Source organism: Pseudoalteromonas sp. KAN5 (assembly GCF_022846535.1).
In the GTDB taxonomy this organism is placed as follows: Bacteria; Pseudomonadota; Gammaproteobacteria; order Enterobacterales; family Alteromonadaceae; genus Pseudoalteromonas; species Pseudoalteromonas haloplanktis.
Genome location: NZ_AP025589.1, coordinates 534,158 through 547,470, shown reverse-complemented (window position 1 = coordinate 547,470; position 13,313 = coordinate 534,158). Strand labels below are relative to the sequence as shown.

Below are 13,313 nucleotides of genomic sequence, written 5' to 3'. Positions count from 1 at the left end.
TTTTTAATTTTAGATAAGAAATTATACCAATCGTGTTAAGTTACTGACCATTTATAGCGACAGATAAATGGCGTGATAACAAGGCATAAATTTTGACATGTAGTTGTTCTCGGCAATTGCTCCTGCATTGCTCTACCTCCTGCATCCATGCAGTCGTACATGAAAAATTTATAACGCAGTTAGCGCTTTATTTAGCCCGCTAGAATGGTTAAATATTTAAGTCGATTGGTATTAAATCGCGTCTTCGTCTTCTTCTGCCGTACGAATACGTACCACGCGCTCAACGTCGGTAACAAAAATCTTACCATCACCAATTTTACCGGTTTGTGCTGTTTTGACGATAACCTCAATTGCACGGTCAACATCGTCATCACCAAGCACAATATCAAGTTTGACTTTCGGTAAAAAGTCAACCATATACTCGGCGCCGCGATAAAGTTCAGTATGCCCCTTTTGGCGACCAAAACCTTTTACTTCACTGACAGTCATCCCCGTAATACCGACTTCTGAAAGCGCTTCACGTACATCATCAAGTTTAAATGGTTTAATTATTGCTTCGATTTTTTTCATTGTTAGTTGCTGCTCTTATATACCCGATTGGGTCGATTCTAGACAATCCTGCAGCCCATAGCAAACAAAGCAATTGAATTACGGTGATTTAACCATCAACAATGGTATGATTGTTCCAATAGAAACAACTACACTTACGATTAAGTGATATAAAGCGCTATTAAATCCGCGCCAACCCTGTATCAGAGGTAAACATGAAAAAACAACAACATGGCTTTACATTACTTGAGTTGATGGTCACTATTGCCATCGTTGGGATTGTAGCCTTAATAGCTATTTGGAATAGCAGTGATATGTTGGAGAATAATCGCGCCGAGAACTATTTATTAGAGTTAAAGCGTAACATCAGCTTTGCACGTGCAAAAGCAACCAGTACCGATTCACTCATTGTAGTGTGTAGTGGTGAAACCTCCAGAATCGAAAATGATCAAAAAGTAACTTGCTTAGATGACTGGAGTGAGGGTTCGATAGTCGTCTTTCATGATAGTAATAGTAATGGCGTTCATAACCCACGCAGAGGAGACATAATACTCAGAGTAATGGCAGAAATTCCAGAAACCAGTAAATTAAAATTCACTGGTGATTCGTCATTAATTTTTGATGCCAGTGGTCGTATCACCACAAACCCCGGTACATTCGTTTACTGCCCAAATAAAGATAATGAAAACAACAAAGAAATGGAAGTGAGCGTATCTGGCACCGCATTATACTTCGGAGATACCACAAATACCTGTGACTAAATCCCAGTTAACAACTTGCAACTACACCTAGCTCAACTACCATTAAAAGAAATACCACCTACGAGCTCTCACGGATGAGAAAAACAACCCTATCTAGCCCACACTCTGGTACGACACTTATCGAAATAATGGTGATAGTGAGTATTCTCGCTATCTTAGCTAACCTTGCTCTTTTTCATCTACACCCTTTTTTTGCACAAATTCGTCTTGAAAACTATGGCCACCTTATAAAAAGAACATTGAGTTTAGCCCGCACTAATGCAATTTCTTTAAATAGCCAGATCACAGTATGTAGCTTAGCGTCATCGGTTTGTGATAGCAGTCGCTGGCATCAAGGGCTTACTGTCTTTGTTGATAAGGATGAAGTAGGTGTATTTGGTGATAATGACACTGTCATTTTAGTCACAGAGGCAATCAGTGAATCTGATATGCTTACTTACCCACGTGACGCAGTGACCTATAGACCTGACGGTACACCTAGGGGATTTGATAATGGCACGTTTGTGTATTGCGCCGAATATAAATCAGCTGAATTAGCTGGTATTGCCATTTCAGTCAGTACAACAGGAAAAACAACATTAAAAGACACTGAGCAATGCCAAACTAACTAACATGTGCTCTGAGCAATTATTTGCCCCAACACTTACTCGCATCGGCTTTCCCTTTAGCCGTTTTGAGCCCTGTATCATCAATAGTCAATGACGTACACTCATCATCTTGTAGAACAGGACCAGCCACTGGTGTGGCAGTAATTTTAAATGTTCCAGCATCGTTATCAACGATAGCCGAAAGCGTATAAAAACCATGTTCGGTTGGTGAAACTACATTTAGGTTGGCCAAGTTACTTGTATAAGTACGATTATCAACAAAAAACTGCTCTTGTTTATTAGCCGCATCCAGTAAAGCTGTAATCGCTTCAGTACGTGCAGTCCTTTTCACATGTTCAAAATAGCTTGGCAGAGCAATAGAAGCGATGATGCCAAGTATTGCTACCGTGATCATTAACTCTATCAAAGTAAAACCGTTTTTGTGTGTGTTTATGATACGCGCCATCTGTTTCTCACTTTATTTCTGGTTGGTCATAGCATAGCAATACGCCGCAACCGTATTTATTCACTATCATAGGTCCGTATGCGAGTGAATGCAATTACTCGCTCGCTTAATGTATGCAGTTCATAGTATTAAATTAACCTAGCTATGGGGAGGAATATAGCCATAGTTTCAGCCCGGATTTTTAATTAATGAGAAATTATATCTTGTCTATACACATAAGTTTGCTGCAATTTAAAACCAAAAGCTTGTCCTTGGGTGTCATTTACTAATTTTATATGTCCATCCTCATCAAAACTAAGCTCAGGCCCTAAAAGCTCTTGCGGTATAAACGCCTTACTCGCCTGTAACTCAGTACCACCTTGAGTGGTATTTAACCATGGCCCCAAAAGCAAAAACTGGCTTTTCTTTATTATCGGCTCCATTGTGTCGTCACAGAGTTGATCATTATTTTCATCGACACATTGATCCATTGAACCAAAAAAGAGCTGTGGTGTATCAGGTATTTCTTGGTGTGTTAAATAAGCCAGTTGATCATAAACTTTAGTACCGTAGTGTAAGTGAAACGCATACATAGCCCCGTGACCTGTGTTATTTACACATTGCAGCTGTGTGTCCGTAGCCGCTGGTGTATAACTGGTAAAATACGCTACACCACCGACAACAGTTGCCGCAGCCAAAGACTTCTCCCCTAAACTAGGTAAATTATAGTACCAACCTTTAAAACTGCTCAGCTCCATTTCAAGTAGGTTAAAGCCTTCTAGATCATCAAGCTTAGCTGAAAAAGGATCAGAACTAATATCCATTAAATCATTTATTTTGATTGGTTCAGGTAAGCCATTGGGAAATTTCCCTGTTACAGTATTTATATCGCGGATCATATAAAGTTGGTCTTGTGTATTTGTCGATGTTGCGGCAGCACGATCACCACTGCCAATTAATACGGCATCAAAGGGGGTATTTTCACGTACATTGATCATTTTACCGCTATAAAACACACGACTAAGTCGACTAAATGAAGTTCGAGCAACCATAGTCTGAGTTAAAAACCGTCGCTTTTGAGTCGCTCGGTTACCACTAAGCTCCGCTAATTTATAGTGTGTCCAATAGTTCGTGTCAGGCATATCTACACGCCATATATTCCCTCCAGTATCTGCTACATAGAGGCGGTCTATATAACCATCATAGTTTGCATCAAAAGTAGCTACATCAGCAGCAATACTATCTACACCTTTAAAGCCATTCTCAGGTGTTAATGACCACACTTTTTCACCCGTACTCGCATCAACAATATAAACCCCTCGTCCTTGGCTATCGGAAGCTGCATACTCTTGGTCTTTATTTGTATCGTAACCCGCAGCAAAAATCAGTACGGGCTTATCCTCAAAGCCTGCTAGTTTGATATAGGTTACAACTGGCTTTGACCATGTTTGGCCTAATTCTTTAAAAGCACCACTCCCTCCTTGGATAGGGTGACTCCAAAGCAACTTAGGTGAATTGGGCACTGAGATATCGAGTCCATAATAATCCCGACCACCTCGGCGCAATCCAAAGAATGCCCATACTCTATCACCCTCATTTATGATTCCATTGCTATTCTTGTCATCTATAAATAGGCTGATAGGGCCATCAACACCATAGACTTTGTTATTTGCTTGATTTTCTCTAAGCGGCTTAAGAATGCGATACAAGCTACGAGGAATAAACGCCCAACTTTCTGATAATACTCCCCCCTTATCTTGAAACATATGCAAAAAACCAGCATTTGTACCAATAAGAATTCTTACATCACCATTTCCATAATCAATAGCAACTGGTTTTGAATGAAGGGGATCACCAAAAATATTAGCGCGAGTTTCAGCTCGATCATTGTTGTTATTTTCATCGTCTACATCAATGCCCCTCGCCCAGTTAATTGTTGCTTCAACTTGCTCGGGAGATTCATTAAATAACTCATCAAGTTCATCTAATTGCCCTTGTAACGCTGAAAATGTAAAAGGCAATAAACCAGCTGCAGAGTCTGTATAAATCGCTCTTTGTGTAAATTGCGATAACCAATAATTGACGCCTCCAGCTTGTAAGTCTGCTCCATCATTAGAGTGTGATGTCGGTAACCAAAAAGTACGACTATTTTGGCTGATTTTCCCTTCATCATCCAATGCCGCTTTTCCTGTAGCATCGACAATTTCTGCCCCAGACACTTGTAACTTTTTAAGATTACCTTGCCAGCGAGGGCCTAAATCAGGTTTAAACATTGTTAAATAAATACTATCTAAATGACGCGTTCTATCAGCGCCATTTGCGACAATCGCGGGGGAAGTAAAACTAGCATCCACTTTGCGAACTGTTTTCATAGTCGCGGTAAACGCATGATTTAGCTCATCAATAGACTCAGCTAAAAAATACTGCCCTCCACCTTGTTTTGCGGTTTCCATTAATACTTGCTCTGCATAACGAGGCATTCCTCGCCCAAACCCAACAATATGTACATTAACGAAATCTCTCTCGTTAGTTTCTGGATAGACATCATAATTATCAATACCTTGCCCATGTAAAAGCTTAGCCACTATTGGCAAATAGGTATTATTAAATTTCTCAGCTGAATAGCCATACATAGACTGATGTAGCTGTTTTATATCATTTTCACGGCTGTTTTCTAATAATGGCAGACTTTCTGTTAGTGACACTCCATCTGTTATTAGTACAACATTCACACGACTTTCGCAGCGTACTGCGGTATCACTTAACAACTCGAAAGGAGAAATATACTGCCCTTGCTTTTGAATTCTAAGATCAATTAGGTTTAACAGGTTAAGGTGGTCATACCCTACTCGTTGACCATGTAAGTAAAGCATAGCTTCATGTAACATTTCTGTAGCTGGACTTAAGTTAACCAGAGAGAGTAACCCCCAATCATCAATAGTCTCAATAATATCATTATGATCAGAGCCAAACCCATGAGCGACATAACCTCCTGCAGAGCCTAATACCCCTCCTAAGTTAAGTATGTTACTTAAATCTAAATTTAGCGGCCCGTTCGATTTTATAAGTGCAAAATCCACATCTGGATTATCATTTATTAGCTTTTTCATCGCTTTTTTTGCTGCAGATAACCGTGTCTCTGGACATAACTTAATGACCCCTAACAGGCCCTTACATTGTTTATTACTATTAATAGATAACGCCATACTGAGTGAGTTATCAAATACTAATAACACTCGTGGTTTATCATTATTTTCTAAATGATAAAGTTCAATATCCTCTGCCACGCAAAATTGACTTGTAGCAAAAAGCACAGTACCTAAAAGTAATGCTCTAAACCCATGAGTGAATTGAATCATAGTGATCACCCCTATCCATTTGAGAGTCTGCCAGATGAATACCCATACAGAAGACGGTCAACATCCTTAATGAGTACTACTTTAGTACAGCATAAATTCTGGCTTTAACAAGATAAAATAGTGATAAAAACGTATGAAAAACAACCAAACCAACCCTTTTTAACTACATCCAATTGATTAGATTAGAATATTAGAGCGTGTTTTAATTCGTGTTTTTATATTGAGTTTTAAGGAGGAAGTGGTAATTGATAGGAGCCGTTATAAGCCACGCAGTGCGTAAAAAATTATAAAGGAGTATTCGATAAAAACTGTAAGATATAGGTAGGTTTCATGCCACAAACTGGGTTAAAGAAATATATCAGACCCAGTTTTATAAAAACTGAGCCTGATAACAGTGTACAATTGCGGCAAAATTAAACTTAGCTGCCTAAGTTTGATGTGATTACAAACTCATATTTTGCCTAGTAGTTCAATTAAAACCCGAGTGAAGCCATGGCGTTCTGTTTTATCATTTGCCAACAGACACGTTTCACTATTATTTTTGGTTATCGTTGACCTCTCGCTTATAAATAAATGTTTGTTGCGTTTTAAAACCAAAGCCAATAGGTACTGCATCACTAACAAGCTTGATTTTACCATCCTCATCAAACGAAATACCTGGACCGAGGATCTCTTTTGGCACAAATGGGTTTTTCGCACTCAGTTCAGTTTCCGTCGCTTGTGTTTTCTTAATGCCTGGTCCAAGTAATAAAAACTGGCTTTGCTCATTACAGTCATCGTCATCACACGTTTCTGTGCTACCAAAATAAAGTTGTGGCGTATCTGGTACATCATTGCTCGTCACATAGCGTAGTTGATCATACACTTTACTACCATAATGCAAATGGAACGCATATAACCCACCACTTCCACCACTTAAAGAACATTGATTAATCGTGGCATCTTCAGAGGCCGGTGTAAAACTAGTATAGTAAGCGACCCCGCCCACGACGGTTGCTGCTGCAAGTGATTTCTCACCACTGCCCGCTAGGTCATAGTACCAGCCACTGGCCTTGCTTAATGTTACTTCGGCTTTAGTGAACTCATCTATATCATCAAGTGCGTTCGCAAATGGGTCATTATCCACATTCATAAGATCGCTTGGTGTAATAGCCACTGGTATGTCATCCCCCACAAATGACTTAGTTACAGTGTTGATATCACGGATCATATAAAGTTGATCTTGGACAACAGTCGATGTTGGCTTTGGCCTATTACCACTGCCTATTAATATCGCGTCAAAAGGTGTATCTTGGCGCGTTATAGATGTTTTATTATTGTCCGTAGTACTGGTTACTTTACTAAACATAGTACGTGCGACTACAGGCTTATAAAAAAAGCGTCTATCTTGACTAGCCGCAGTGCCACCCAATTTTGCTAATTCAAAATGAGTCCAGGGACTTTCACTATCTGTAGGACTTGCGCTAGGCATATCAACTCGCCACACACTACCTGCGGTATCTGTCGCATATAAGCGATCTATGTAACCATCGTAATCAGAGTCAAGTATTGAAACAGTTGCCGCAATACTGTGCTTACCTTTAAAACCAGTGTCAGGTGTTAGCTCCCACACTAACTTACCATCTGAGGCATTTACAATATATATACCTCGTCCTTTTCTATCATTACTGAGCGACACATTATCTTTATTAGTGTCGAAACCTGCACCAAAAATTAATACAGGATCATCTTTTCCTTTAATGTAAGACACCGTAGGTGCTGACCATGTTTGCGCTAACTCTTTATAGACTCCACTACCGCCTTGTATTGTCCACATTAACCTCGGCGCATCAGGGTTCGTGATATCTAGAGCATAATACTGATCACCACCACGGCGCATACCAAAGAATGCCCATACACGATCACCTGATTCAACAACACCATCACGATCTGCATCATCAAAAAACACTGTTATTGGCCCATCAACACCATACACTTTGGTATCAGCTTGATTTTCACGTAAAGGAGTTAAAATTTTATATAAGCTACTTGGAATAAATGACCATGTTTCACTAACAGCATCACCTTTATCTTGGAACATATGCAAAAATCCTGCATTAGTCCCAATCAAGATGCGTACGTCATCATTACCATAATCAATCGTTACTGGTTTTGAATGTAATGGATCCCCAAAAATGTCCTGACGCTGATCACGGGTTGAACCATCTTTATCTTCGTCATCTACATCAACACCACGTGCCCAATCAATTGTAGTACCTACATTGGTTATATTCGTACCAAAACTTGTGGCAAGCTTAGTAAGCCCCCCTAATGCGGTCTGTAAAATTGAGCTTTTAAATTCAATCAAGCTTCCTTGAGGTGAGTCAGTGTAAACCGTTCGTTCAGCTAAAAGAGTGAGGTGTAAATTAACACCGCCGCTTTCCACCGAGTTACCATCTGCTGCGGTGTTAGGGGGGAGCCAAAAGGTATGTGCCGTTGATTTGATCAACCCATCATCATTAAGTGCAGGATTACTTTTAGCATCAACAATCTCTGTACCAGAGACTTTTAATTTTTTTAAATTTCCTCGCCAACGAGCGCCCGTTTCGGGATAGAACATGGCATAATAAATTGATTCACGACTACGTGTTTGATCTACATTATTACTCGCTATAGAAGGGGAAGTAAAAGTATCATTTACTTCTCGAATATTTGTGACGAACTTCTTAAATGCCGCGGACAATTGCTCTGCTGTATCTGCATGTTCGTACTGACCTCCACCGAGTTTCGCAGTCTCTTCTAATAGTCTTTTACCTGAACTACTCATTCCCGAACCAAAGCCGATAGTATAAACGCGGCCCGTTTCGTGAATATCTGGAGTTTGCGGGTATAAGTCAACGATAACTTCCTCAATACCTGCCTTTTTATCGGCATCTACACCATGAATTACTTTAGCTAGTTGATGAAGATAGTTACCATTAATACCGTCATTTCTCATCACCAGAGGACTACCGAAATACTGTTGATGAAGTGCGCTAATGGCATTATCAGCATCACTATCAGCACCATTACCAGAGGGATCTCCATCTGTCATAAAAATAATATTGACCGAGTTATCACACCGTTTTGCTTCCTCGGTACTATCATCAAAAGGGGAGATATACGTATAGTTATATCTAGGATTCCACCAGTTACCAGTGACCTTAACACTTTCTATACTAGTATCTCTTTGTAGCGTACTAACATTTTTCCCAAAATATACATCTCTACCAGTGATATACAGGTAAGCTTCCCATAATGTTTCTGTCAAAGGTGTTCCGCCATCTGCAGGTAAGTTTGCAATGGTTGTTTTTATTGTCGAAGTTGACGAACCAATGCCTGACAGCACATAACCACCACTGGTACCATTAAAACGCATTAAGCCAAAATCGATATCTTCATTTTCATCAACCAACTGGCTCATTGCATCTCGCGCAATGCCTAAACGGCTGTCACTACACAGTTGATACAAACCATTTCTAAATCCGCAATCACGTCCACTACTAGTAGAAAAAGCCATACTGCCGGAAGTATCAAAGATTATTAATACACGCGGCCTTTCATCAAGTTCTACATTATGATTTACATAAAGTTCAATATCTTCAGCATAACCGGGCATACTCAAAAGCACGGTACTACCGAGTAAAATACTTACTACTAATTTTTTAAATTTCATCATCTTTACTCACTTACCCACCCGTGTTCAAGCTTGCCATTTCTTGAGCAATGCCTGACGTTACGGTAATGGTATGTTTACTTTTTGAACCGTACGTTATAGTGCTATTTACTTGCACCATGTTGCATGAAATCCCCGCAGTAAAATTAAACTTCCGTGGACACGGTAAATCCAGTGCGCCGCTATTCAAATTACTCATAGTACTGACCGTTTCATCCACTTTGGCTAACGCTATTTCACCATTAGGTATTTGTGCTCGAGTATATAAAAAATGACTTGTACCACCTTTATTAGCTTCAGTGGCAATAATTTGCTGTACATCCCCCATAAGGGCGTTCTCAGCTTCTTCTCGCTCAAATGCAGCATTGGTAATTTTCATATCAACACTACTGCTACTCATCAGTGTCACTGCAATTCCTGTTACAGCAACGACCATGATCAGTGCCACGATAAGTACTACACCCTGTTGTTTTGAGGCTAATTTTAAATGCGCCATAAATTTGCTCCTACATTATTTAAGCGGATCGTGGTGGTAAATAATGCACGACGAAACTTATCGTTAAACTCTAAAACACGCTGGTTTGCATCTTCACCCAGTGTGTAGGTTTGATTTAACTGATTTAGATCAGCATCTTCTTGCAATGCCCGCACTAAAATGAAAACTTGTACGGTTAATATCCCACGACGATTTTCCCAATCTGTTGCTGTCATATTATTAACGCTTCGATAAGTATCCACTCGGCTATCATTATTGGTATCTAAACCAAATAGAAAACGCATGTTTTCAACACCTTCCATAATTGTTTCAGCGATCATCTCACCACTTGGTGCTAGTCGGCGACGCATCAATACCGGAACACTCACGTTTTTCTCATTAAGCTTGTAACTTCTCTTGTCAATATAATAAACATGATGGCGATAACGCCAAACCGTCGCGTTACCATTAATTGAAGCCGCTGCGATTGGTCCTTTGCGAAATTCAGCTTGCTCTTGTTCGGCGATAAAATAGTAATTATCTGTATCGCTATCGGCAGGGTTAATTTGTAAACCTTCTAAAAACTTAACCTGTAAGATATCGGTATCATCTTGTGCATTGGGGATACAATTAAGCTGAGCACCACCTGTGGACTCAATTGCATATATTGAACGAAAATTACTGTTTGCGTTAAAAACGGGGAAACTGCCATTATTTAAACCTGCAGTACAATCTGGTGCTGGGTTTGGTAATGTATCAGTGTTTTCTTGGGAAAATGAGTCTTCATAAAAAGTGCCCCAAAAACCAACTTGTTCGATATCACGTTGCATAATATTTAACGCCAAACGACCTGTTTCTTGTAGCTCCCCAATCGTCATGGTATCTCTGGTGGTCACTTTCATACTGATGTAAGTAAACATCACGCCACCAAGTACTAAACCACCAATAAATAACGCCACCATCATTTCCACTAAAGTGAAACCTTGCTGCTTCATATTAGCTCCTCAAATAAATATAGCTTTTTAATACCATTACACGGCGAGTGTTACTTTCTTCACCACACGATATTGCTTTTGTATCAGCACTGGCGGTGATCTCCTGACGGCCTTGCCAACTAACCACGACTTGAATATTAAATGCTTTACCATCACCGCCTGGTACAGCCGTATTTTCTATGCAAACCGTTGCATCATCCAAAGCGCCTGTATTTTCGCGGGCCTGAATTGCACGGATCCACTGCTGGCGATCAAGGGCTGCAATTTGCGCTGAGTTACACGTGCCGGTATAGCAAGTTCGGGACTGTTCAAGTGCTGTATTGCTAGTAAATGTGCCATTGTACTGAGTGATCACTCCCACTCTGTCATTAGCACGCATTCGCTGGATCATATCATTACCCAGTGCCACAGCCGCTGCACGCTGCATAGAGTCAAAACTGGCCTGTTTAGCTTTTGCTTGTAATGCGACAGCACCAAGCAAACCAAAACTTAAAATCACAAATGCGATTAAAACCTCGACTAAGGTAAAACCCTGTTGCGATGAATAATTGATGGACTTCATAGCACACCTAATATAAAACTATCTGACTCTAAGCATATGCGAGCAATGTGTATATACAAGGAACTAAAGGATGAACGGTTATATTTATTGATGAATGGTTCAAACAATACAGATGAATAACTTTAAAGCTGCTCTTTGACGGTTTTATACGCTCGCCTGCTCACTGGCAGTGAACAACTGCCTTTTATAACCACTTCATGGCTACCATCTTCAACTCTTTTTAATGCAATTAACCGAGCTTTATTGACCAGTATTTTACGGTGAATTCGTAATAACTGTGTTGGATAAGCTTGCTCAAGTTGCTTTAAACTCTGATCAAGCAATGCTTCACCATCGGTGAATACTAAACGCGTGTATTTGTCTTCAGCCATAACATAACAAACATCTTCGAGTGCCACACTGCGTGTAACTCCCCCAAGCTGAAAACTAATAGTGACTGGGCGCTGCTTTTGCACATGAGCACGTGTTAACCGGCCAAGCTGCTCTATGGTTTTAGCCAAGTTTTGCTCTGTAACAGGCTTTACTAAATAACCCGCAGCACTGAGCTGTAATGCCTCTAGAGCATGTTCTGGATGAGCCGTAACAAATATTATTGCTGGTGGAATTGGCAATTTATTCAATTGTACTGCGACTTCTAGGCCGCTCATTGCAGGCATATCAACATCGAGAAATACAATGTCTGGGGCATATTGTTTTATTTGTTGCAGAGCACTATCGCCATTACTGGCCTGTACTACATGCTGATAGTCTGGGTAATGAGCCAGTAAACGCTGAAGGCGCGCACGCGCTAACGGTTCGTCATCCACTATAAGTACTTTCATACAGGCTCTTTTGTATAATTAGTTGTCAACGGCAGCACCAACTTAACCCGAAAAATCTCATCGCGGGTTGTCATTGTCAGCTTAGCATGACCTTGATAGTAAAGGTCTAAACGTTGGCGAATATTATCTAGGGCCATACCATTACCAGGGCGTTTTTGCTGCTGCGCTGAGATTGGGTTTTCTACTAGAATAACTAATGAACGTTTACTAACATGCAACTCAACGTAAATCGTCGCGCCAGACAATGACGGCTCGACACCATGACAAACGGCATTCTCTAATAGTGGCTGGAGTGTTAAGCATGGAATGGTTACATCCGGTAACTGCTCTGGTAATTGCCAGCTCACTTGTAAGCGCTCAGCAAAGCGCCATCTTTCAAGCGCAAGGTATTGTTGAGTCAAGGTAATTTCGTCGCTTAGTGCAGTTTCTTTGCCAACCCGCATAGCGGCTTGTGACAAGGCAGCAAGCGCTAAAATTGCTTGCTCAGCAGCTTGCGGATCGCAATGTGTTAATTCAGCAGCAGTATTAAGGCTGTTATATAAAAAGTGTGGTCGAATACGCGCCTGCAAAGCATCCAACTCAGCACGTGCTAAGGCATTAGTTTGTTGATCTTTCTCAAAATGAATCATTAAAAACTGGATAAATAATGCGGTGACTAAAAACACAACTAATAAGTTTCTTAAGATAAACTCATAGTTGTTTTGCTGCACAATAAAGTCACTTGCAAACTCAATTAATAAGCCACTAAAAATAGCGGTGGTCATTAATAATGAAAGCATTAACGCACTCATTTGCAGAGCGTGTTTTAAACGCAGCAGGTGTGTTCGCAGTATATAAAGCCAAGTTAGGCTAGATAAAAAGGTTAGGTGTAAAAACAGGCTGATCACCCCAAGGCGGATCCAAATATCATCAGCCGCTGTTGGAGCAAATGCAAGTATGGTTGCAATAACTTGTGCAACGACTAAAGTGGCAAGTACACCACGCTCTTTAAAAAGAGCTGCAAAAAGCAAAGTAGGGGTTTGCACCGACTTGCTCATTGCTCGCTCCTTAAAAAAATCCTGTCTG

At 40.4% G+C, this 13,313-nt stretch carries 11 protein-coding genes; 2 read left to right on the top strand and 9 right to left on the bottom strand.

The annotated features are described in order from the left end of the window. Positions 1–231: 231 nt before the first annotated feature. Entirely contained in the window at positions 232–570 is a 339-nt protein-coding gene (gene glnB / locus KAN5_RS02345; RefSeq protein WP_016708914.1) for a nitrogen regulatory protein P-II, read from the bottom strand. Positions 571–764: 194 nt separating this feature from the next. Here glnB and KAN5_RS02340 point away from each other — a divergent pair, with 194 nt between their 5' ends. Both KAN5_RS02340 and KAN5_RS02335 read left to right on the top strand, forming a co-directional pair. Further along, on the top strand, positions 765–1,310 hold the full coding sequence (locus tag KAN5_RS02340) for a GspH/FimT family pseudopilin (RefSeq protein WP_016708913.1): 546 nt from the start codon (positions 765–767) through the stop codon (positions 1,308–1,310). 74 nt (positions 1,311–1,384) lie between these two features. Next, positions 1,385–1,921, top strand: coding sequence for a GspH/FimT family pseudopilin (locus KAN5_RS02335; protein ID WP_244390345.1), 537 nt, complete (start codon positions 1,385–1,387; stop codon positions 1,919–1,921). 16 nt (positions 1,922–1,937) lie between these two features. Here KAN5_RS02335 and KAN5_RS02330 read toward each other — a convergent pair whose 3' ends face one another. The 8 genes from KAN5_RS02330 to KAN5_RS02295 form a co-directional block, all read right to left on the bottom strand. Beyond that, positions 1,938–2,363 (bottom strand): type IV pilin protein, encoded by a 426-nt coding sequence (locus tag KAN5_RS02330; protein WP_016708911.1) that lies wholly within the window; start codon positions 2,361–2,363, stop codon positions 1,938–1,940. 185 nt (positions 2,364–2,548) lie between these two features. Further along, entirely contained in the window at positions 2,549–5,701 is a 3,153-nt protein-coding gene (locus KAN5_RS02325; RefSeq protein ID WP_138554909.1) for a PilC/PilY family type IV pilus protein, read from the bottom strand. Between the two features lie 535 nt (positions 5,702–6,236). Next, the gene (locus tag KAN5_RS02320) at positions 6,237–9,395 is read right to left on the bottom strand and encodes a PilC/PilY family type IV pilus protein (protein WP_244390920.1); all 3,159 of its coding nucleotides are present in this window, start codon (positions 9,393–9,395) and stop codon (positions 6,237–6,239) included. 13 nt (positions 9,396–9,408) lie between these two features. Further along, on the bottom strand, positions 9,409–9,891 hold the full coding sequence (locus KAN5_RS02315) for a pilus assembly PilX N-terminal domain-containing protein (RefSeq protein WP_016708908.1): 483 nt from the start codon (positions 9,889–9,891) through the stop codon (positions 9,409–9,411). Then, positions 9,879–10,865: a PilW family protein gene (locus KAN5_RS02310; RefSeq protein ID WP_016708907.1), complete on the bottom strand. Its 987-nt coding sequence runs from the start codon at positions 10,863–10,865 to the stop codon at positions 9,879–9,881. The genes KAN5_RS02315 and KAN5_RS02310 overlap by 13 nt, the downstream gene beginning before the upstream one ends. Before the next feature lies 1 nt (position 10,866). Next, positions 10,867–11,427, bottom strand: coding sequence for a type IV pilus modification protein PilV (gene pilV, locus KAN5_RS02305; RefSeq protein ID WP_244390344.1), 561 nt, complete (start codon positions 11,425–11,427; stop codon positions 10,867–10,869). 122 nt (positions 11,428–11,549) lie between these two features. Further along, a complete protein-coding gene (locus tag KAN5_RS02300) occupies positions 11,550–12,248 on the bottom strand; it encodes a LytTR family DNA-binding domain-containing protein (RefSeq protein WP_244390343.1) in 699 nt (232 codons plus the stop codon). After that, positions 12,245–13,285: a histidine kinase gene (locus KAN5_RS02295; RefSeq protein WP_244390342.1), complete on the bottom strand. Its 1,041-nt coding sequence runs from the start codon at positions 13,283–13,285 to the stop codon at positions 12,245–12,247. Before KAN5_RS02295 ends, KAN5_RS02300 begins: the two co-directional genes overlap by 4 nt. Between the last annotated feature and the right edge of the window lie 28 nt (positions 13,286–13,313).

What these genes read in the sequence shown, in the direction of transcription:
- glnB (WP_016708914.1), bottom strand. Translation starts at nt 570, where the DNA reads ATGAAAAAAATCGAAGCAATAATTAAACCATTTAAACTTGATGATGTA.
- KAN5_RS02340 (WP_016708913.1), top strand. Translation starts at nt 765, where the DNA reads ATGAAAAAACAACAACATGGCTTTACATTACTTGAGTTGATGGTCACT.
- KAN5_RS02335 (WP_244390345.1), top strand. Translation starts at nt 1,385, where the DNA reads ATGAGAAAAACAACCCTATCTAGCCCACACTCTGGTACGACACTTATC.
- KAN5_RS02330 (WP_016708911.1), bottom strand. Translation starts at nt 2,363, where the DNA reads ATGGCGCGTATCATAAACACACACAAAAACGGTTTTACTTTGATAGAG.
- KAN5_RS02325 (WP_138554909.1), bottom strand. Translation starts at nt 5,701, where the DNA reads ATGATTCAATTCACTCATGGGTTTAGAGCATTACTTTTAGGTACTGTG.
- KAN5_RS02320 (WP_244390920.1), bottom strand. Translation starts at nt 9,395, where the DNA reads ATGAAATTTAAAAAATTAGTAGTAAGTATTTTACTCGGTAGTACCGTG.
- KAN5_RS02315 (WP_016708908.1), bottom strand. Translation starts at nt 9,891, where the DNA reads ATGGCGCATTTAAAATTAGCCTCAAAACAACAGGGTGTAGTACTTATC.
- KAN5_RS02310 (WP_016708907.1), bottom strand. Translation starts at nt 10,865, where the DNA reads ATGAAGCAGCAAGGTTTCACTTTAGTGGAAATGATGGTGGCGTTATTT.
- pilV (WP_244390344.1), bottom strand. Translation starts at nt 11,427, where the DNA reads ATGAAGTCCATCAATTATTCATCGCAACAGGGTTTTACCTTAGTCGAG.
- KAN5_RS02300 (WP_244390343.1), bottom strand. Translation starts at nt 12,248, where the DNA reads ATGAAAGTACTTATAGTGGATGACGAACCGTTAGCGCGTGCGCGCCTT.
- KAN5_RS02295 (WP_244390342.1), bottom strand. Translation starts at nt 13,285, where the DNA reads ATGAGCAAGTCGGTGCAAACCCCTACTTTGCTTTTTGCAGCTCTTTTT.